The organism is Lactococcus fujiensis JCM 16395, from assembly GCF_002441655.1.
Taxonomy (GTDB): Bacteria; Bacillota; Bacilli; order Lactobacillales; family Streptococcaceae; genus Lactococcus; species Lactococcus fujiensis.
In genome coordinates this window covers 245,411-266,595 of sequence record NZ_JXJU01000001.1, presented here as the reverse complement: position 1 = coordinate 266,595, position 21,185 = coordinate 245,411, and the positions used below count along the sequence as shown (strand labels likewise).

Genomic DNA, 21,185 nt, shown 5'->3' with positions numbered 1-21,185 from the left:
CTGGCAAGTTATGTCATACCTACTATCTCACTAATATTTAATATAATTTCACACTGAAAATTCAAGCTAATTACCCAATTCTGGACTGGCTTTTTACTTTATTATTACGAATCCTAGCCTGATTTATAAAATAAGTATCTCCCATATTTTTTAATATTACTACATCCCTTTTACAACATCAATTGGAACATCTATCCTCCCTCTTGCCACGACCACATCATCAACAACAGCATAACACTCAACATAATGATTTCCATTAAAAGAAGTCGGCTCTTCATGCGTTTTGTCTCCCCGCTTAATTTGACCCCGCTCACAATTTCGCCTTTTTGCCTCCGCACCAACGTTTCGGACTTTCCAGTAATATTCCACATTCAATCCTAAATCATAGAATTGTCGAGCATTAGCTACGTAGAAACGAAGTCTTCTTCCACCAAGGATTTTCCAATGAGATGATAAAAAATCGGATAATTTTCGTGTAAGCATACCTGGTTGAGAAACGTCACAATCCAGTTTTAAGTTATAACGAATATCGACCTTATATCCTAAATCTTCAATAAATTGCTCACTCGCAGCTTTCGTTTCTTTTTTCTTATACCCGAATAATTCATGAAGAACTTTTTCCTCATCTTCATCATCGAATTTTTTCAGAGCCTTTTTAGCTTTAGTTATAAATTTTCCGCCATCATCGTTTGTGATTTTCTGGTTGCTTCCGAGCGCTAACCAGCACACTCTTTCTTTATCTTGTTTTGTTAAAAACTCAAATAAATCTTTCAATAAATCAAATTCACTTTTATCGCGAAAATCATCGTTTTCATCAAGATAATCACAAACCATCGTATCAATCAAAAGTCCTTTAAAAGAAAAACCTATATGATTTTTCCATTGTCTCATCAGATAACAGAGATAATTAAAAATCCCATTGGTCTGATTTTTCATCTCGCGCGATTTCTCAATCTCGGGAATTGGTTTTGTGGTTTTCCAACTTCCATCACCATGGCTATCTGGAAACTTAAAGCTTCCATCCGTCTGCTCAAATCCTGGGACAAGCTCAATCCGACCATCAGTAAAAGAGATGACAACAACTTGACCATCCCCCTTAATATTGGTGCTTGAATAAAGCTTTCGGATTTCTTCTTTTACCTCTTGAAGCAGTTTCGATTGTCCATTGTTTTCGTGACTATCAAAGCGACTATAAACTTCTCTTGGCAACTTAAAAATCACATCGTAATCACTCGTTTTTGTGATAGCCGTTCCGCGACCGATTGAACCGACTTGAAGCATCTGATTATCTCGCAAATCATAATACTTATCACAAAGCTTATTGTTTATTTTGTCGATTCTATCTTGCCATTTTTCTACCTCGTCCTCATCACGAACCAAAGTTTTTGCGAAATCAATTATCATTACTTACCTCATCATCTTCCAATAAATTTTTAGGGATAAAAAATTTGTAGTCCTCGCTATAATCATTATCGCGATTTTCCTTGATTCTTTTTTCCGCTATTTTACGAGCTCTGTTTGACGGATTAAGAAGCTCCGAGCTATATTCCAATCGTAGTTCTTTCATTTTCATAAATTCTTCCGAAAGATTACCCAATTCTTCATTGTATTTTGCCTGATATAACAACTCAGTTGCTTTTTCGCGAAGTTCGAGAAATTTGTTCGCTGAAATTCGAAAAAAATCCGACAATTTTTCAAAATCTTCTTCCTTACTTAACAAACTGATAAAAGTCGTGGCGAGCGACAAAACAAACGTGATAATCAGCGCAATCTCATGAAAACCTGATGAGAGTTTTAAGAGAAAACTTCCAAGTCCAGCGGAAGTGAGCGCGGCGAAAGTTATTTTCGCATATTTCGCAATCTTGGAATCCCGCGTATAAAAATACGATTGTGTAATTTGGATTTTGTGTGTCCAGCCGACATTTACGATGAAATTTTTCAGTTCTTCTTGTAAGCGAACTCTTTCTTTAATTTCTATCATTATTCAAATTCCACCGTTTCTTCCGCCGTTTGATAAACATCAATCCGTTGCTCAACATTGAGTCGATTTACAAGCCATCCGCGCAAGCTGCACTGCTGAATAAAGTCTTCAATACGATTAACACCATTCATTTCGCGAAGTGTAACCACTACGCCGAAACGAATCCCTTCACCGTCACGAGGCTGCAAACGTTCTTTCGTTTTGATGCTCATTCCCCAAAGTTTATTCTCATACACTTTTTTTGCTCGAGCTTTCGGTCTAATAACTTCCCCTATATGCTTGACATTGTCCCATTTTCTAAAAAGTTTACGAGCTTCTTCTTCGTTCATCGGATGATCTTCGCTTTCCATGCTCTGCTGGTTATCATTGATAGTGATAATATCTCCCTTATCATTTTTCACGCGTCCAAAATATAGATCCAACTCTGTATTTGTATAGTCTACACCCTGATTTCGCGAAGTTTTTGGAAAATAACACATGGTTGCCTTTGCGATATAGGGATATTTATCATCAGAAATTGGCACTGGAAAATTGTAGTTATATGAATTGTATTGCTCAGAAACTCCCGAAATGACAAACTTAATTTCATCATTTTTAGACTTAAGAATATCATCTATTTTTTGTGGAACAACTCCGTAGCCTTTCAGCTTAATCGATTCCCAGTCTGTTTTATTTTCCCAACCAACCGCAGAGTCAATCAACATCGCTTTTGCGACTTCGCGTGGTAGATCCATCACATCAATTAGATACGACAATTTTCGCGAAATCCAAGGTGCTGCGTAGGACGTTCCCGAAACATTCGCTTCACCAAGCGGTTCGCAAACTTTCATCCATTTCTCCGGGGTCCCGCCATAATAACTCACATCAGGTTTCGCGAAAAATTCAAGCACAATTCCCTCACGGGTATAAAGCGCCGGTTGATTATCAATCCCCACAGAGTTGACGACAACTGAATTTAGCGAATCTGCTGGTGCTCCAATTTTTTTCGCAGGTTCAGTGCTTGCTTTATTTGTTCCAGCTATAACAAAAATCACGTCATTCTCAAATTGAATTTGATCAAGTATAGCTCCCTCTGCAGATATGAAATTTTGATTCACTTCATCATTTGACCCCAACGACAAATTCCAAACATGAATATCACGATTTTGCGAAATAATTTCACGAATCATTTTAATAATTGAAAATGAGCTAAACGCTTTTGCAGTTGCGACTCCAAAATGTCGCACCTTGAAATTTCCGCATCCGTCATCCAAGTCAGGATTTAACCGTGGTCCATCAACGATAATGGATGAAACCGCCGTTCCGTGAAACATATCATCTGGTGTTTTCTCGATATTTTCATCAAGCATATCGTGATACTCTACCCAATTATCAAAATAAACACGCTCATCAAACAATGTATCTATTACACCGATTGTCGGTTCATTGGTTGGATCTGAAATGCCAAATGAACTTTCTCGAAATTTTTCGTGAAAATCGGTTGGAGAGAATTGTGCAAAATCTTCCACTGCCATCGCAACCAAATATGGTGCTTCTCGAAGCAAGATTTTCAAATAATCTTCATCTAACAAAACAGTATGCTCATCTAAAATACGGTCCGCAGAAACACGTATTCCAAGCTTTCTAAGAAGTTCTTTAACATCAGTATTTGTATCATATAATGTCACAATCGCTTCTTTTTCAGTGTTAAATTTTCCTTCGCCTAAATCAAATTTTTCCACATAAGAAGCATCAACAATGATTTGCTGAAACAACGTTTTATTAATGCCATAAAAATCAAAATCAATTTTCGCGATATTTTCCTTATTATTAAAGGTTTCAGTATCCACTTGTCCGTCAAATTCATCATTGAGAATCTGAATTGTTCTAGTGATGGACTGAATTGAATGCTCAACAGATTGTAGAGTTACAAAATGAGTGATGACATGCTTATGTTTTTCGCTGTTTTCGCGAAATTTCGCACCAACAATTGTATCATTGGCTTTCTTTACCTTTGATAAGAATCCACTAATTCTATTGCTTTTTGCTGCAACTTTATTATAATACACGCTGATTAATGCCCCACTTAACAACACTTGATTTTCCCAAAAGCGTTCCATTTCTAATAAATCCTTTTTGAGACTTTCAAGGTGTAAAACGCCTACTCTTTGATTGGCAGCAAGAGTTGGAGCGCCTGGCCGATTAGCGTTAGCCTTTTGCTCAAATCTTCCTTTCAACTGTAAAACATCATTCATTTATTTACTCTCCTTTGAGTTCTCGCGCAACTTGACTTTTGGAAATTCCTGTTAATATTTCAATTTCGCGAAGTGTGAAACCCTCTTTTTGTAATTCTTTCAGGTCAGTTGGATTTTTCAATACATTTCTAAGTAGACGTTTCATGTAATCAAACTTATTATTCGGATTACTGAACGCAAGCGATGTTCGTATTAAATTATTCAATTCCCCTGGATATGGAATCGGGTCTAATTTAGCGATAATTTTCTTAAACAGTTTCATATCTCGTCCAGTATTTTGGAATTTTTTCATCATTGATTCCAACATGATTCCTGCGATTTCTATCAAATCATCATCTGTATACCGATCAAAATTAATGATGGCATCAAACCTTCGATTCAGTGCCTTGTCAAACTTCTCGAACAAATTCGTTGTCGCAATAAACACCACTTCTGGACTTAATTTATCCAATTCTTTCAGAATCGTAGATGTCACACGTCCCATTTCACGAAGATCATTCGAGTTTATACGATCGAGCGCAATTGCATCAATTTCGTCAAACAAAATCATTGTTCGCGAAGGGTAAGCCATCGTATTAATTTCGCGAAAAATTTCCACGATATTTTTCGCAGTCTGGCCCATTTTACTATCGATCAATTCACTAAACTCAACAATATACAGTTGGCGATTCAGTAAGCGTGCGATTTGCTTGGCAGTTTCTGTTTTCCCTGTTCCTGGCGCACCTTCAAACAAGAATTTATTAATCCCAAGCCCGTGATTGATTGCGTTGATTACTCCTTTGACATCTTCACTGATTGCTGTCGGTAAAGGCAAAGGATCATTGTCAAGTTCTACACGCTTAAAAAATTCACTCTCTAATATATTTCCTTGTGGAACAAATGTGCTTGCACTTGAAAGCAAGCTCATCACATATTCCGCCAATTGATGATCTCCGGACTGATCGAAGGCACGAGCGATATCAACAGCCTCATTTCTAAACTGAAAATCATCACTCTCTACGTGATATTTTATCAGGTTGATAATATTTTTTTTCTTAATCATTTTCAATACCTTCCTTCTATAATTCATTATACAACTCTTTGGGACAAAAATCAACACATTGGTACGCACATATATCAAATAACGTTTTTGAAACGAAAATAGAACTATCGTGTCTGAAAGTTCTACTTCGTGGCTATACACCTCTAAAACCTTTGTTTATGTTATTTTAGCCACTTTCAATAAAATCGATACCAAAAAACTAATCCGGAATCATCTTGATTATCCAAATTAGTTTTACGGAAACATCCTTCATTCTTTATTAAATTTATTATTGTTTCTTTAGTGATTTTATAACGGTGGTAGAACTGCATTTCCCCTTGTTATTTTGCAGGGGGTATTTTTTATATCAAAAATAAGTATTCTTTACACAAAAATTAAATAACTAATTATATATCTAGTGTTTGATTATTTAAAAAGGACTCTACTTTAAAGAAGAGCCTTTTATTCTAGCAATACACCCCTGTTAATTTATTGATTTATTCGTTATTTCAGTAGTTGAGTTATCGGGGCTGGTATTTATATCAAAAAAGCGAACTTTCGTCCGTTTTTTCTCAACATTTGCTTACTTATTCGTTAAATCCAAATTAAATTTTTTTTCTACAAAATGACCTGCAAGAATAATTGAAAAGAGAATTCCTAACATTCCCAGTAACATACTGGCTACATCGGCCATCAGTAACTTGGAATTAATAATTTGTGCCAGCGAGTAATCGAGACGGACGAACCATAAGACAAGCCCCACCGATGAACCCAACACACCAAAGAATAGCGTATTAATTGCTGTTCCTAAAATTTGCTGCGTTATCATTGTCCGCTGTGCTTGAAACTGATTCAAAGTCATGGCTTCATCCTGTTCAATCACTTCAAATAAATTGGCAACGATGGCCATCGCAGCTTCAGCAACAGCACCTAGCATCGAAATCGCCATCATCGAAATCGCGACATTCGAAAAATTGAGCCCCACCGCAAGCGAAAGATTTTCTAGTTCATCCGCATTTTCAGCAGAAAATCCTTGAAATTGTCCAATATACTGAACAAAAATAGTAAAAATTCCCAAAACAAAGACAACAATGAGGCTTGTTTTAAAAGCAATATTCGTTGTGTCACCATCATCCGATGACATGTAAATAGACAAAGCAAGGATAATAAAAGTAAAAATGGGCAGCAAAATAAGTAACGGAATTCCCCAAGCCATCATTGTAATGAGCATAAAAATGGCAATAAAATTAAAGCCAAGACCTAAGAGGTTCCGGATGCCATCTTTTTTAGCAACGAGCAACATGAGAACAATCAAAATAAGAAGTAAAATTAATAATGCGTTCATAAATGCTCCTTTCTTGTCTCACTTATCAAACCATAACTCGCGACAAAAGAAGTGATTGGTACAGCAAGAACAATCCCGATCGCTGAGATAATCGTTTGAAGAAGCCCCAAATTCAGGCCCACAGTTGCAATATAAGACCACGTGTTGCCATTTCGCAAAAGTAAGAGGGTCATCGGAAAAGCTTCTGCCATAAATATCATAAACAAAACATTTGTCAAAGTTCCAATTATTTCTTGACCGATAGAAATTCCAGATTTAACATAATTTGAAAAGCCAAAATTGATCTGATTTATTTTATTTTGCCTGGCCAGGCCAAAAAGTCCCGCAACAATATCACCAGTCCCATCCATTATTGCCCCTAGGACTGAAATCATCGTTCCTACAAAGAAAAACTGTGATGGATTTTGGGTTACATACTCTAAATATTCAAAGTGAACCCCAGAATTTTCTGTCGCTCGAAGGACAAGGAGTGTTAAAAGAAATGTAATGGCCGTCGTCAGAATAGTCGTGATAAAAGTGTAAAACATTTGTCGATTCCAACCAATCACAAAAGTCAATGATGAAAAAGCGAATAAAATAGCCAAAGCTCCGAACAGGATAAGTACAGGCGGACTGAATTGAACATTAAATAAGATCGCAATGACAAAATAAATAAGGTTCAAAAGCAGTGAAGCCAACAGGAAAAGGGAAGATTTTAAACGCGTCAAAAAAATTAAAGCTCCAACAAAGAGGGTTAATAATCCGGCGATAAGTGCATCACGTTTTAAAGACAAAATTTGCCACTGCTGATTGACTTTTTGTAAAATTACTTTTTGACCTCTGCGGTAAATTTGACCTGTCGCTTGTGATTGATTTACAATATTGTTTACTGTGAGTTCATTTTTACCTTGATTAAGGAGTTTCAAATTAATTTTCTGAGTTACTTCTTCATCTGTATTTTTATAGGTATCTTCAACTGATTCCCGTTGGAGTGTTTTAATGGACACGATTTTAGCAACTGGTTCTCGATAGATGAATGCATCATTATCAACTACAAAATAAACTAAAAATGCCGATAAAATCAAAAGAAAAGTTTTGATAATAATTATTTTATTTTTCATATTCTAATGTCATTGTAACTTTAAAATAAAGATTTTTCAACTCAAAAAAACATAAAAGGCGACCAATTGTCGCCTTTATTCTATGAATGAAGAGCATTCTTTTGATCCTGTTTCATAATAGATTCAAAAGCTATTTTTGATTTTCCTAATGTTAAAAAGTAATATCTTTTTCCAGCATAACTGAATGAACAGCCCACGCGATTAGAGCGAACGGCGTCAATATGACGGAGATCAAATTCATTCATTCTTAATTTAGGAAAAGATGGGAAATATAGTTTTCCTTCACTAATCATGAATCGATGTGGCCAAACGAGAACTAAAAATGCAGCAACCGATGCCCACATAATGAGGGTAAGGTACCAATAATTTGGTTTATTAAGTTCATAGTAAATTACTTTCTCTATAGATAGAATTATGATTCCCCAAAGCCAAGCCAATCGATAGTTGCTTGATAGCGGAAGAAAAAATCCTGTTTTCATTTTTCATCACCTCAATTTGTTTCATTTCAAAATTATTTCTTTACAGTTGGGTAATCGCTAATGCTTGAATTACCTTTATTCTGAGAGAGCAAAGATGTAGAACGTGCAGCCAGTTCTTCATTTTCTTTAGCCAAACGTTTCTTCGTTGATTTTACTGAATAATCATATTCTTTTGCATTGACTGGCGTGAATCCTTCTGGTGTGTAGAATCGAAGTAAATTTTGATTATTAAGTTTATCGGACATAGAGAATAAGGTCGAAACTTTTGCTTTTATTTCTTTGACATACGTTTCTTGAGCGGCTGATAATTTCTCAATTTCAAGACCAGTCTGAGTGTCATAATAACTGTGACTATTTAAACTTGGAAGTGTTATTGTGGGAGTAACAAAGCCACCATTTCTAAGTGCCACAAAATCTTGACGTCCAGTCGCAAACATATCTTGTCCAAATTGAACATAAGGTTTCGTATTGATTCCAAGGAGATGTTCTAGAGTTGGCATGACGTCAATTTCACCAGTATAGGTTGAAATTATCCGTCCGTCGGTACGGCCTGGAATATGAACCATGAACGGTGTTCTTTGTAACATCGTATTGTCAAAGGCATTAAATGACTCCGCATCACGTCCTATGTATTGAGCAAATGCTTTATTAGAAGAACCTGAGATACCGTAGTGATCCCCATACAAGACGATAATTGATTTGTCATAAAGCCCTGATTTCTTTAGATATGTAAAGAATTCTTCAATCGACTGATCTAAATAGTGAGCCGTTTCAAAATAACCATTTACGGTTTTGTCACCTGAATCAACTGTTGCAAAATTGGGGTCCTTATCAGAAGCAGCCAGTTCATATGTTAAATGGTTCGTAACCGTTAAATATTTAACATAGAAAGGTTGTTGCATTTGTTCAAGCAATGGAATCGAGTCTTTAAAGAGGACTTTATCTTTAATTCCCCATGGACTCATATTCTCGGAAGAATTATCAAAGAAACTTTGATCAAAGAAATTGTCGAATCCCATCTGCTTATATGTGTTTATTCGATTGTAAAAAGCACCTGCATTACCATGAAAAACGGCTGAACTATAACCTTCCGTTTGATTCAAAATTGCTGGCATTGCTTGAAAAGTTTGTGTTGACCCATATTTGGCGAATAAGGAACCCGCGGGTAAACCAAAGGTTGAAGTTTCCAACATGGTTTCAGCATCAGAAGTTTTCCCTTGACCTACTTGGTTAAAGAAATTACTAAATGAGTAGGTTGCGTTGGAGTGGTAGATGGAATTTAAGAAAGGCGTCACAACGTGTTCTTTTCCATCTGTTCCTTTAATTTTCAGGTCAATCAAGTCTTGTTGAAAAGATTCCAAATGAATTTCGATTACATTACGGTTCTTTGCAATACCATACATTTTCATATTAGGCGCAAGATACCGATCTGAAGCAATATATTTTTGAATCTCTTCTAATGTTCCTTTGCTAGCATCTTTCCTTTGAGTGTTTGCTAAATGAGTGTAATAGCCGTCCGTTAACATCCAAGGGCCTAAGCCTAAGTAACGTACAACATAAGTTTTGTCTGATTGAGCACGGCGTAAAATTAATTGAGGCTTCAAAAGATCTCCCGCCCAAAAATTGACACTAAAGATTGCAAGTCCAAAGGAAAAGGCAGTAAATGCACGTTTTACCCCCAAAGGTCGTGGGTCCAATTTTATTTTTTTGGCAATCATTAAAACGATAATGATAACCAGATCAATCCAATATATCCAGTCCATGATGTGAACAGGTACCGAACCAAAGTCAAACCCATGTTGGAACATCCCTGCCCCACCAGTCATTGTGTCAATCGTAATAAAATCAGTAAATTCACGATAATACAATACATTGAGGTAAAGTAAAACATTTGCAATCACTGTCAGGACAGACGTTGCAATATAAAACAATGGTGTTCTTCTTATAAATAATAATAATGCAAAACAAGTAAATGTAAATCCAATTGGATTTACAATCATCATTGCATATTCCGCGATTCCAACGGCGCGTAGATTAAAGACACCAAAATATGCGATCATCGATTTAGCCCAGACGAAAAAGACGATAAAGCTGATCAATCCCAGTCTTGTGTTAAATGCTGAAAGTAATTTTTTCAATTGTAAAACCTCTAAACTATTTGTTCAATTTACTCAACAATAAATGAATTTTAAACTATTCAATTAATTAATTATGATTTAATCACTATTAATATATAATTTAATACTTCGATTTAATATTTATGATAAAATGTAATATTTTAACTTAATTTTACCATAAATACATTAAATCTGTCTTAAAAACAAAAGACACGCTATAAGAGTGTCTTTTTCAGAAGAATGATTAACAGTAAATCTAACAAAGCAAAGACCATAATAAGACCAAAGGGGTACTTATTTTGTAAATCGTTTTGAGAAAACTGGAACCCTAAAGATAATTTCTGATCCCCTTGACTAATTTTATTCGGATAGTCGAGGACTTCTGTGTCTGTCATTGCTGATATCGTAATTTTATCAGCCGTAGGATTTTTGATTAGAATCCGATAATTCCCTTTCATGAAGTGATGCTTGATTTGAGTTTCCATCTGTAAGGCAGGAACGTTTTGAGAATAAACCTTTTTCCAAGTTTCCTTTTCTTGCCTTTCGATAATCAATTGGAAAGGATCTGAAGATTGAGATTGCAAGACAAACTCATCTGCATTATTAGCTAAATGAACTTTTTGAATTAACTGTTCATGGGCTGCCAAGTTAAATTTCGCACTCCCGGGTGTGTAATTATCGAGCGGTTGAAATTGTGAATTTACAACAATCATTTGCTCAGTTTGCAATCTCATCACTGTCGACATTAACCCAATGGACAAAAGAGACAAAGCAATTAAACCATACCAAATATTTTTCTTATTTTTGAATTTCTGCTTCACAAGATGTGGTGTTTGCTCAAAGAAGTTTTTGAATGATAAAGAACCTGCAACCATGATTAAGCCAATGGTCATGTATTGATATCGAGGCTTAACCTCCCATAAGAAAGTATGAAAAAGTGAAACACCTATAATAATCAAAATTGAAAAGCCAAAGAGGGATGCTGAAATCTCTCTTCTTTTCTTGATCTCTAAAACAATAGCTAGAAGGAACAGGCCCATTAAAGCTTTAGCATAAGTCTCAAAGAAAATATTAATGGCGCCAATATTTTCGACTAGAAAACTAGGTGCATGTGACCAATGATACATTTGTGAGAAGAGTTGGTAATCTGTTCCCGTTGCAAAGGTTCCACATGACCATAAACTAGCAAATTTAACTGTATAAAGGACGGGGATTTTCCATGGCGCTTTCACCAAATCAGTGAGCCGGCTCTTTATTCCTGAAAGATCTGCTTCTTTTGCTGTCGCATATCCGGGGTGTAGCAAGGTATAATTTCGATCAGTTGCCGTCCACTCCCCCATGCTCTCAAAATTGAGTGACTCGTAGAACCAATTCACCGTTGGGAAAACTTTGGGATCATTCAAATCATAGTTCATGGCTGATGCTAAACCACGAGAAACTCCCATCGCCAATACAATTCCAATTAAACATGCCAAAAACATTTTCAAGAAGGATTTCCAAATTTCATCATACTTTTCTTGATTAAAATAAGCGACTAAACTAAAAATCAGCAAGGCAACGACAACAACAATCACATTTGGTCTAGCCAAGTAAGCAAGTAAGAATATTATAGTTAAACCGATAAACCGCTTCATCGGAAAACGTTTATCCTTGAGGGTAAGATTTAATACGATCGCAAAAAGCGAAAGCATTAAAATGGCAATTCCATCTGTATAACCAATCCGCAGAATGAAATCATAATTCATTGGGATGAGTAGCATGACAATAGACAAGAATGCCCCTAAATAGGCCTTCTTATGCCAAATAAGTCCAACCAACACGGCCCATATGCTTGTATTAATCAAGATTGTAAACGCATAGAAAACGACATAATAGGAGACATTCAAGAAGGATGATAATTTGATAAATAAAAATTGAAGCCCCATGAAAGGCAAAAGGTTAGGATAATATTGCACCCACGGATCCCATACGTCAATCCCTTTCGAGAGTCGCAATGCTTGATTTAAGGTATGCCACGGATCGCCAAAAATTTGAATTTGCGCTTGACTAACCGATATCACTTGAAATCCAACAAAAACTATAAATGCAGAGGCAATAATAATTTTTAATGTCTTTTCCGATAATTTTTTTAGTTTATTGAACAATTTACGCAGTAAAACAAATAGTAATATAGCTAAAAGGACTACAGACAAAGGCTCAACAAATCCGACGTCTGTGTAAGGCTCAAAAATCATCATTAAGAAAGCAAAGGAAAAAAGTACTAATAAGACACGATACAATGTTTTATTCAGAAATCGCATTTTCTTCTCCTTCTACGAGGGACTGTCCTTTACGTTTTTTTCGCTGATTAAAATCAAGTAAGCCTTGTAATGCAAGCGTGATAATAACTGGCGCAAAATTATAAAGGTAGCGAGAATTTGCCTCCCAGATGAGTAAGAAGCCTGTTAAACCAACAATTGAAAGGGCAAGAATGAACCAAAACGTTTTCCATTTTTTAAATATTGAAAGATAAATTTCGTACCAGAGGAAGAAAACAATGAAAATCCAGTACATCAATTGAGCAGCAGTCAAAAGAATATATCCTGTCGGATTACCCGGATGTTGAGGGCCAACCCAATCAAAATAGTGGTCTAAAATGGGATTTGAATGTCTAAATGTATAGAAGAAATCACGTAAATCACCATTGAACCAAGTATATGAGATTTTTCTACCCAATTGTAATAAAATGCCTGGAATGCCTTGCTTCTTCACGTTTTCCTCAAAGAGTTTAATATCTGCTTCTTGTTTAGCTGCTTTGGAAGTAAATTGTTCAGAATAGTCAAGAACATTGGGGTCGAATCCACCTGAGTAATTATCTGGTGCAAAGGACATCGTGATCCAGTGGACTAAAGGCAAATTGTAGCGGTCGTTCATTTTTTGTGAAAAAGTTGGGTCAGAAGAAACAATTTTATCAACTGTAATGTGTGCCGTCATGAATGATAAGGCTGCAATTGGAATAACAAGCAACACCGTTTTCCATTTTCGATTGAGCAGCATAAAACACAATGCAGCAATCAGAGGAAAAGTTACGGTTGGCTTGATGTAATAACCAGCAAAAATAATAAGGCAAGCAATTATCCAATAGATTACTTGCTGCTTTATTTTATCAGCTTTCATTGCATAAATGATAAAGAGAAGCCCCAACATAACAAATGGAATTGATGCTGTATCTGTATAAAATTGTGCCCCATAGACATAAAATGGCAAGAAACCTGCCGCCGCTAAATTATAGAATATAGCCATTCTTTCTGAGACTAATTTCCGAACTGACATAGATCCAGCAACAAGGGCTATACTCGTTAGGGTAGATGAAAGTCCCGTCATCCAAATAATTTTAGATAAATTAGATGTTGTCCCTTCAAAAAGCGTATTCTCAATAATACCAAAAAGCTGATTATTTGGATAACGGAGGAAATAAAGGAGCTGATTTTCAGTCATTGGCAAATGGTCGAAGGTTCGACCATGCAGAAAACTCGTATTTCGGAAAATAACAAAGAAATCCCAATCATGCGCCGAAAATGGCACTCGAACAATGAAGAAAAAAGGTACAATCAACATGGCAAGGCCAAGTAAAATTGTTGTTTTGCGGAAAGTTGAATGGATTTTTGCTTCATCCCAACCACTAATCCTTTGGCTAGTCCGATAGAGAAAGGCCAAATAAATAAAGGCCGTTAGCATACATAGATTCCCTAAAACGAGGGCAATAAAATTATCAATCCCCCATTCTCTGGTTTGCCAGATTGCTAGACCATTCCCAATTAACAATGCTCCCCCGGCCAAATAAAGCCACTTTTTAGCTATGTGTAACCCCACTAAGAAGGATTTTATTTTCCTCAAAATGATACCTCTTCCAAAATAATTTCTTAATATTCCTAATTTATTATCTAATAAGAACGAAAGCTAGTAAAATCAAACTGACTTGCTAGCTTTTTTCTTTCTTATTATTTTTTATTTTCCAAAAGTAATCTAATCAACTCATTCGAACGTCCAAACATGAAAAAGCGATATTCTTTACCAACATACACAAATGAAACAGTAAAGGGCGTCACCTTAATCGAATTGATATACTCAATATTGATTATCGTTGTGGTCAGACGAAAATCCTGTGTAAAATGAATTTCATTCCCTACAATGAAAAAGCGACGCTGACGAACCAAAAAGTAAAAACAAACAATGATTACTACAATCAGAGATGTCGTTAACCAGTTCAGTGTTAAATTATTCTCTAAAAACAGCACCTGTTGGAAAGAGACTAAAATGACCCACCACATCCAAGCGATGCGATATGGTGCTGTTATAGGTTGAAAATATCCAGCTTTCATTTTACTTCTCCTTTATTTTTGTCGATTCCTTTGTTGTCTGGTCACTGCCAAATGTCGTTGCTTTATTAAGCATGGCCTGAATCTCAGTTTCCAAATTCTTATCATTAGTTTTAAAGAGTCCTAAAGTAGTCTGGCCACCATGTTGCGACAACAGGGAAGTTGAACGAGCATTCAAACTATCCTGTTCATCTGCCAACCGTTTTTTAGTTTCACTAACCGTGTATGAATATTTGTTAGATTGGACAGGCGTGAAGCCCGCTGGTGTGTAAAAACGAAGTAAGTCCTCTGTGTTTAACGTATCTGACATATCCAACATGGTATCAACTTTTTCTTGAATACTATTAACTTGCAATTGCTGCTGAGCATTCAATACAATTGGATTCCCAGTGTTCGTATCATAGTATACTTTTGACGTTCCACTTGGCTTAATAATTGTCGGCGTAACAAAGCCACGGTTTCGCAAGGCAACAAAGTTTTGCCGATTTTTACTAAACAGATCCTGACCGAATTGAATATAATTACTCGTCGAGACACCAAGTAAATGCTCGAGCGTTGGCATGACATCAATTTCACCAGCATATTCATTAATTATGCGTCCGTCCGTGCGACCTGGGATGTCAATCATAAATGGAACACGTTGCATCATTGTATTTTGATAGTCAGTCCAATTTTGTGCATCATATCCCAATGCGGTTGCAAATGCTTGAGTATCACTTCCAGAAATTCCATAATGGTCGCCATAAAGTACAATGACTGATTTTTGATAAAGTCCCGATGCTTTCAAATAATTGAAAAATTCTTCTACCGATTGATCAAGATAATGTGCGGTCACAAAATATTGATCGACTACTGCATCGCCCGTATCTGTCGTTTTAAAATTAGGATCTTCCTCTTCTTTAGTCAAGCCCGTATAAGGAATATGGTTCGTAACGGTCAAATATTTTGTGTAGAACGGTTCCTGTAGTTGCTCTAAATATGGAATTGAATCGGCAAAAAGGTACTTATCTTTGATTCCCCAAGCGGTGGCGTTCTGGCTGTTTTCAGACCAGAAAGATTGCGAGAAGAAATTTTGATAACCCATGTTTCGATATACGTTGGTTCGATTGTAAAATGATCCAACATTTCCATGAAATACGGCTGAAGAATAACCTTTTTCTTCATTCAAAATAGCAGGCATTGCTTGGAAAGTTTGTGTTGAACCAAGCTGAGTAAAGAGGGAACCCGTTGGCAAACCAAATGTTGATGTTTCCAGCATCGTTTCAGCATCAGAAGTTTTTCCCTGCCCTACCTGGTTAAAGAAATTACTAAATGAATATACAGATTTACTATTATAAAGCGAATTCAAAAACGGCGTCACTTCTTGCCCATTAATTTTTAGATTAATTAAATCTTGTTGGAATGATTCGAGGTGAATCTCAATCACATTGCGGTTTTGTGCTATGCCAAACATCTTGACATCTGGGGCGAGGTAACGATCCTGTTTAATGTAATTTTGAACTTTGGTAAAATCTGATTTTGATGCTAAAGCTCGCGTTTGATTAGCGACGTGGGTATACCAACCATTCGTAGCCAACCAAGGTCCAAGTCCTAAATAACGAACGACATATGTGTCATCATATTGTGCCTGACGAGAAACCAAACGATGTTCTGTCGCATCAGCAGCCCAAAAATTCAAGCCAAAAATCATTACTGCTAATGAAAAATATTTAAAGGCAACTGGTCGGCCAAGATAACGGTCGTCCAATTTGATTTTTTTGAACGCGAAGAGAAGGCAAATTACAATAATATCTATCCAATAAATCAAATCCATTGGATGGACAGGGATTGAGGCATAGTCAAAACCATGTCCCATCATACCAGCTCCACCTGAAATGGTATTGATTGATAAAAAGTCTTGAAATTCTCGGAAATAAAGGACATTCCCATAAACTAAGAGCGAACCAATTAAATCAAGAATGAGAATTGTCAGGTAGAACAATTGCTTTCTTTTTATAAAGAGTGTTAAACTCAAAAATATTGCGGTAAATCCAATGGGATTGATAATCATCAAAATATAATCCGCAACATTGGCTGAATGGAGTTGTTGAAACTCAGTAAAATAGGCTAATATGGTTTTTGCCCAGATGAAAATGATAGACAATAGAATTATTCCGAGTCTCGTATTTATGGACTGAACTAATTTTTTCAATTCAATAGCCTTTCTAATTTTTTATACGACAATGATCTTCCTACAATGAGAATAAATCACTTTCTTAGTATATTAAATATTCTTAATTTAATCTTAATTTTCAAGACGAACTGAAATCATTTTAGAGACACCCGCATCAGCCATCGTAACACCATACATGGCACCTGCTGCAGCCATTGTGCCACGACGGTGTGTCACGACGATAAACTGGTTGCTCTTATCAAAATGATTCATATAATCACCAAATCTTTTAACATTCGTTTCATCCAGTGCTGCTTCGACTTCGTCTAAAACAACAAATGGGACGGTACGAACGCGCAAAATTGCGAAAATTAAGGCCAGTGCTGTTAATGCTTTCTCACCACCACTCATTAAATTGAGTGAAGAAAGTTTTTTACCCGGTGGCTGAACATTAATCTCAACTCCTGCTTCAAGCAAATTATCAGAAGTTAATTCGAGATCTGCATGACCACCAACAAACATTTGTGAAAAAGTCGTTTTAAATGATTCACGGATTGCATCAAATGTCGATTTAAAGCGCACTTTAACTTCATCATTCATGTCATCAATCGTAGATAATAAAAGTGTCTTAGCCTCTTGCAAATCGTTCTTTTGGTCGTTAAGGAAAGTAAAACGTTCATTGACTTCTTCAAATTGGGCGATGGCATCCAAATTAACTGGCCCGAGTGCTCTAATTTGGCGTTCTAATTGTTTGAGAGCCAATTCAGAGCTGACTAAATCTTCAAGAGGACTGGCTTTTAGGCTAGCTTCGTCATAAGACATTTCATAATCTGAGACCAGTTGATTCTGCTTTTCATAAAGCAATTGTTCACTTTGTTCCAATTGTAATTCGGAACGAGTCTTTTGCATGTTAAGTTGATGGATTTGCTCAATAAAATCATGATTATGCTGTTCCAACTCTTCCATTTGTGCAATCAAATCATCTCGTTCAAATTTCAAGCTGACCATTTTTATATTTAAGGCCTGCAACTTTTGAGTTACTTCTGCCAACTGTGTTGCATATTGATCACGTTTGACATCATCAAAATCAACTGCTGGGGCTAATAATTGAACCAAGCGCTCCTTTTCATTCAGCAAATTTTCAAGCTCTGCCGTCAAGCGTTTTTCTTCCGTCTGTCCGAAACGTATTTCACTTGATATTTCAGAGAATTTTACCTGTAACTCATTCAATTGATTCTGTAATTCTGCTTTGTGCTCATTTTGAGCCTTCGAACTCGATTTGACCACGTCCAATTGGCTTTCAATCTCAGTCTTACGTGTGTTTAAGGTTGCTAATTTTTCACTTAAGGATACATTTGAGCTCTGCAAATGATTCAATTGGTCTTGTGTCTTGGACGATTCTGTCAGTGCTGACAAAGCTGATAAGTCTGATTTACTTTCTTTAAGCTGTTCAATTTTCAAAATCAATGACTTCTCGTCAAATCGTTTGTCCTCACCTTGCTCGCGTAGTTCAGCAATTTGGCGAGTTAATTCAGCCTTTTCGGTCTGAATTTTTTGAACCTCTTTTTCTGAAATTTTTAGTTCAGATTCAGCTTTTTTAATCACCTGTTGCAAATTTTCGATTTCGGCTTGCGTAAACGTTGTAGAATTTCGTTTTCCAGCTCCTCCCGAATAAGATCCGCCAGGATTAATCTGTGTCCCATCAAGTGTAACAATTCGGACAGAATAATTCAAATTTCTTGCAATTTGTGTTGCATTTTCAGCATTGTCTACAATGACGGTTGAGCCTAAAAGGCTTGACATGGCCTTTTGCAATCGTTGGTCATAAGATACTAAATTGATGGCTGTGTCAATAAAACCTGTCATTGACGAAATACGATGATATGCTGCAAAATCACGTCCTTTTATCGTTGTCAGTGGAAGAAAAGTAGCACGTCCTAAACGACGTTCACGCAAGAAAGCAATTGCACGTTTTGCTGCATTTTCATCTTCGGTTACGATATTTTGACTACCACCACCTAAAGCAATATCAATTGCCGTCGTGTATTTTGTGTCAAAGGTCAATAAATCCGCAACAACACCAATAATTCCCCCCAATTGATTCTGGTTTTGCATGACTCCACGAACACCTTGAAATAGATTTGAATGGCTTTCTCGAATGTTTTCTAAACTTGCCAATCGTGCTTTTTCTTTATTCAAGAGGTCCATTTGGTCATACATCCTATTTTGAGCCAAACGTTCTTGCTCAGCAAACTCCTTCTCTTTCAACGCCTGTTGGTTAAATGAGGACACGAGTTGTTCTAATTCAGACTTGATTTTTTCGTAGTCATTCTTCACCTGATTCAATTCCGCGGAGATTCGGCTTAATTTTTGAGCATTTTCTTTGGTGGATTCATCTCGCTCAGCCATTTTTTCAAGCAAATTATCAATTTCGGCTTGATTTTTGGTACGATCATTTGAGTAGCGAGCCTCTTGACTAACCAATTGAACAAATTCTTCACGCAAGCGCTCCATGACGACCTCAGGTGATTCTGAAAGTGCAGAGAATTCTGTCTTAAGTTTTGTCAACGCCGTTTCAATTTGCTCTTTATTTGTATTAAGCAACTCATTTTTTTCTTGAGCATCAATTTGTTGTTGCGTCAGTGCTGACAATTTTTCATTGAGTTCAAACAATCGATCTTCGCGTTCTTTTGCTGACTGTTCAGATGAATTTTTCTGTATGTCATACAGCTCAATTTTGCGTGTCAAATCTGATTTTAGTTCTGTCAATGTCAGAGACTCTGAACGGCTATTTTCTAGCGCCTCTTCCGTTTCTTGCTTTCGATGACGGAGATTAGCCAATTCAGCATCATATGCTTTCTGTTGACTAGATAATTCCTCAAGCGCTTCAACACTTGTCATCAATGATGCTTTTGTCGATTCAAATTTTTCTTTTTCAGCATTTAACTGAGCCACTAGGACAGCAAGTGCCAGATCATAACGTTCACCATCAAGCGCTTTAAAGCGCAAGGCAACATCTTTTTGAGCTTGCAAGGGAATTAATTGTCCATTAAGCTCGTAAATTATATCTTCCAACCGATCCATGTTATCTTGTGTAGATTTCAGTTTTGATTCCGTTTCATTTCGACGGCTTTTGTACTTCAAAACTCCTGCAGCCTCTTCAAAAATGGCACGGCGTTCTTCTGGTTTTGAATTAAAGACGGACTCAATACGCCCTTGTGAAATAATAGAAAGCGAATCACGACCTAAACCTGTATCCAAGAATAATTCATGGAGATCTCGCAAGCGACATTTTTTGCCATTTAGCATAAATTCAGAATCACCGTTACGATATAATCGTCGACTAATGATCACTTCATCTTCGTCATCGTGACCAGCTAAATAATGGTCTGAGTTGTCAAAATATGCTGTCACTTCCGCAAAGTTCATCGCACGCCGTTTTTCGGTACCAGAAAAAATAACATCTGGCATTTTCCCGCCACGTAAGGCCTTGGCAGATTGTTCACCAAGAACCCAGCGAAGCGATTCAACAATATTTGATTTACCAGAGCCATTTGGACCGACTACAGCTGTCACACCTTGGTCAAATTCAATTTTTGTGCGGTCAGCAAATGATTTGAAACCGACAATTTCCATTTTCTTAAGATACATGAATCTGACCTTTAATCGCGTTTTCTGCTGCTTTTTGTTCAGCAAATTTCTTCGATTTTCCTTCTCCTGTACCTAATTGGACCCCATTATTGAGTACTGCAGCGACAAATTTACGTGCATGAGCTGGCCCTGATTCTTCCAGAATTTTATAGGTAATAGTCGTTTCGCCACCTACTTGTAAAATTTCTTGCAACTCTGTTTTGTAATCAATGACCTTAACATAATCGTCTGCTTTAACGTGCGGAATAACCACGCGATAAATAAATTTACGGACTTCCTCCATCCCTTGATCGAGGAATAAAGCGCCCAGAAATGCTTCAAATAAATTCTCTAAAGTCGTTTCACGATTTCGCCCACCAGTTTTCTCTTCACCGTGACCTAATTTCAAAAAGGCACCAAAACCACAGCGACGCGAAAAATTTGCTAAAGATTCCGTTCGAACAATGCTCGAACGCATTTTTGAAAGCTCACCTTCAAGAGCATCAGGATAGGTGCGGTATAAATAATCAGAAACAACGAGCGATAAAGCCACGTCTCCCAAAAATTCCAAACGTTCATTGTTTGCAACCTTTGGGAGCCGTTCTTCATTTGTGTAAGAAGAATGTGTAAATGCGACTTCAAGTACTTTGTCATCATTAAACGTGATTCCAAACTCTGATTTTAACTTTTCTTGAAGTTTATTCATAGTTTACCTCCAAATAATAAAATTCCCTTTTATTATATCAAAATTTGCCTTAAAAATCTGTA

The 21,185-nt window shown here is 36.6% G+C and carries 14 protein-coding genes; all 14 read right to left on the bottom strand.

What is annotated here, in order from left to right; all coding sequences use genetic code 11:
* Window positions 1-159: 159 nt before the first annotated feature.
* The 14 genes from RT41_RS01235 to rnc all read right to left on the bottom strand — a co-directional run bounded on the left by RT41_RS01235 (window position 160) and on the right by rnc (window position 21,123).
* Window positions 160-1,404 carry a nucleotide-binding domain-containing protein gene (locus tag RT41_RS01235; protein WP_096816925.1) on the bottom strand — a complete coding sequence of 415 codons (1,245 nt, stop codon included), beginning with the start codon at window positions 1,402-1,404 and terminating at the stop codon, window positions 160-162.
* The gene (locus RT41_RS01230; RefSeq protein WP_096816924.1) at window positions 1,394-1,981 is read right to left on the bottom strand and encodes an SLATT domain-containing protein; all 588 of its coding nucleotides are present in this window, start codon (window positions 1,979-1,981) and stop codon (window positions 1,394-1,396) included. Before RT41_RS01230 ends, RT41_RS01235 begins: the two co-directional genes overlap by 11 nt.
* Window positions 1,981-4,215: a S8 family peptidase gene (locus RT41_RS01225; protein WP_096816923.1), complete on the bottom strand. Its 2,235-nt coding sequence runs from the start codon at window positions 4,213-4,215 to the stop codon at window positions 1,981-1,983. Before RT41_RS01225 ends, RT41_RS01230 begins: the two co-directional genes overlap by 1 nt.
* A 4-nt stretch (window positions 4,216-4,219) precedes the next feature.
* Window positions 4,220-5,254 carry an ATP-binding protein gene (locus RT41_RS01220; protein WP_096817020.1) on the bottom strand — a complete coding sequence of 345 codons (1,035 nt, stop codon included), beginning with the start codon at window positions 5,252-5,254 and terminating at the stop codon, window positions 4,220-4,222.
* Between the two features lie 565 nt (window positions 5,255-5,819).
* Complete coding sequence (locus tag RT41_RS01215) at window positions 5,820-6,581, bottom strand: YibE/F family protein (RefSeq protein WP_096816922.1); 762 nt, start codon at window positions 6,579-6,581, stop codon at window positions 5,820-5,822.
* Complete coding sequence (locus RT41_RS01210) at window positions 6,578-7,681, bottom strand: YibE/F family protein (protein WP_054638946.1); 1,104 nt, start codon at window positions 7,679-7,681, stop codon at window positions 6,578-6,580. The genes RT41_RS01215 and RT41_RS01210 overlap by 4 nt, the downstream gene beginning before the upstream one ends.
* Before the next feature lie 80 nt (window positions 7,682-7,761).
* Window positions 7,762-8,160, bottom strand: coding sequence for an EbsA family protein (locus RT41_RS01205; protein ID WP_096816921.1), 399 nt, complete (start codon window positions 8,158-8,160; stop codon window positions 7,762-7,764).
* A gap of 32 nt (window positions 8,161-8,192) precedes the next feature.
* Window positions 8,193-10,220: an LTA synthase family protein gene (locus tag RT41_RS01200; protein WP_306305554.1), complete on the bottom strand. Its 2,028-nt coding sequence runs from the start codon at window positions 10,218-10,220 to the stop codon at window positions 8,193-8,195.
* A 272-nt stretch (window positions 10,221-10,492) separates the two neighbouring features.
* On the bottom strand, window positions 10,493-12,577 hold the full coding sequence (locus RT41_RS01195) for a hypothetical protein (RefSeq protein WP_096816920.1): 2,085 nt from the start codon (window positions 12,575-12,577) through the stop codon (window positions 10,493-10,495).
* The gene (locus tag RT41_RS01190; protein WP_245811553.1) at window positions 12,561-14,153 is read right to left on the bottom strand and encodes a glycosyltransferase family 39 protein; all 1,593 of its coding nucleotides are present in this window, start codon (window positions 14,151-14,153) and stop codon (window positions 12,561-12,563) included. Before RT41_RS01190 ends, RT41_RS01195 begins: the two co-directional genes overlap by 17 nt.
* Before the next feature lie 104 nt (window positions 14,154-14,257).
* On the bottom strand, window positions 14,258-14,638 hold the full coding sequence (locus tag RT41_RS01185; protein ID WP_096816919.1) for an EbsA family protein: 381 nt from the start codon (window positions 14,636-14,638) through the stop codon (window positions 14,258-14,260).
* A 1-nt stretch (window position 14,639) separates the two neighbouring features.
* The gene (locus RT41_RS01180; RefSeq protein WP_425435541.1) at window positions 14,640-16,832 is read right to left on the bottom strand and encodes an LTA synthase family protein; all 2,193 of its coding nucleotides are present in this window, start codon (window positions 16,830-16,832) and stop codon (window positions 14,640-14,642) included.
* A gap of 87 nt (window positions 16,833-16,919) precedes the next feature.
* Window positions 16,920-20,438, bottom strand: a complete 3,519-nt coding sequence (gene smc, locus RT41_RS01175; RefSeq protein ID WP_096816918.1) for a chromosome segregation protein SMC — start codon at window positions 20,436-20,438, stop codon at window positions 16,920-16,922.
* Entirely contained in the window at window positions 20,428-21,123 is a 696-nt protein-coding gene (gene rnc, locus RT41_RS01170; protein ID WP_096816917.1) for a ribonuclease III, read from the bottom strand. Before rnc ends, smc begins: the two co-directional genes overlap by 11 nt.
* Window positions 21,124-21,185: the final 62 nt, after the last annotated feature.

Bases quoted from the DNA above. Each gene is read 5' to 3' on its own strand.
- rnc (WP_096816917.1), bottom strand. From the start codon at position 21,123: ATGAATAAACTTCAAGAAAAGTTAAAATCAGAGTTTGGAATCACGTTT.
- RT41_RS01235 (WP_096816925.1), bottom strand. From the start codon at position 1,404: ATGATAATTGATTTCGCAAAAACTTTGGTTCGTGATGAGGACGAGGTA.
- RT41_RS01200 (WP_306305554.1), bottom strand. From the start codon at position 10,220: ATGATCGCATATTTTGGTGTCTTTAATCTACGCGCCGTTGGAATCGCG.
- RT41_RS01225 (WP_096816923.1), bottom strand. From the start codon at position 4,215: ATGAATGATGTTTTACAGTTGAAAGGAAGATTTGAGCAAAAGGCTAAC.
- RT41_RS01185 (WP_096816919.1), bottom strand. From the start codon at position 14,638: ATGAAAGCTGGATATTTTCAACCTATAACAGCACCATATCGCATCGCT.
- RT41_RS01230 (WP_096816924.1), bottom strand. From the start codon at position 1,981: ATGATAGAAATTAAAGAAAGAGTTCGCTTACAAGAAGAACTGAAAAAT.
- RT41_RS01210 (WP_054638946.1), bottom strand. From the start codon at position 7,681: ATGAAAAATAAAATAATTATTATCAAAACTTTTCTTTTGATTTTATCG.
- RT41_RS01195 (WP_096816920.1), bottom strand. From the start codon at position 12,577: ATGCGATTTCTGAATAAAACATTGTATCGTGTCTTATTAGTACTTTTT.
- RT41_RS01205 (WP_096816921.1), bottom strand. From the start codon at position 8,160: ATGAAAACAGGATTTTTTCTTCCGCTATCAAGCAACTATCGATTGGCT.
- smc (WP_096816918.1), bottom strand. From the start codon at position 20,438: ATGTATCTTAAGAAAATGGAAATTGTCGGTTTCAAATCATTTGCTGAC.
- RT41_RS01215 (WP_096816922.1), bottom strand. From the start codon at position 6,581: ATGAACGCATTATTAATTTTACTTCTTATTTTGATTGTTCTCATGTTG.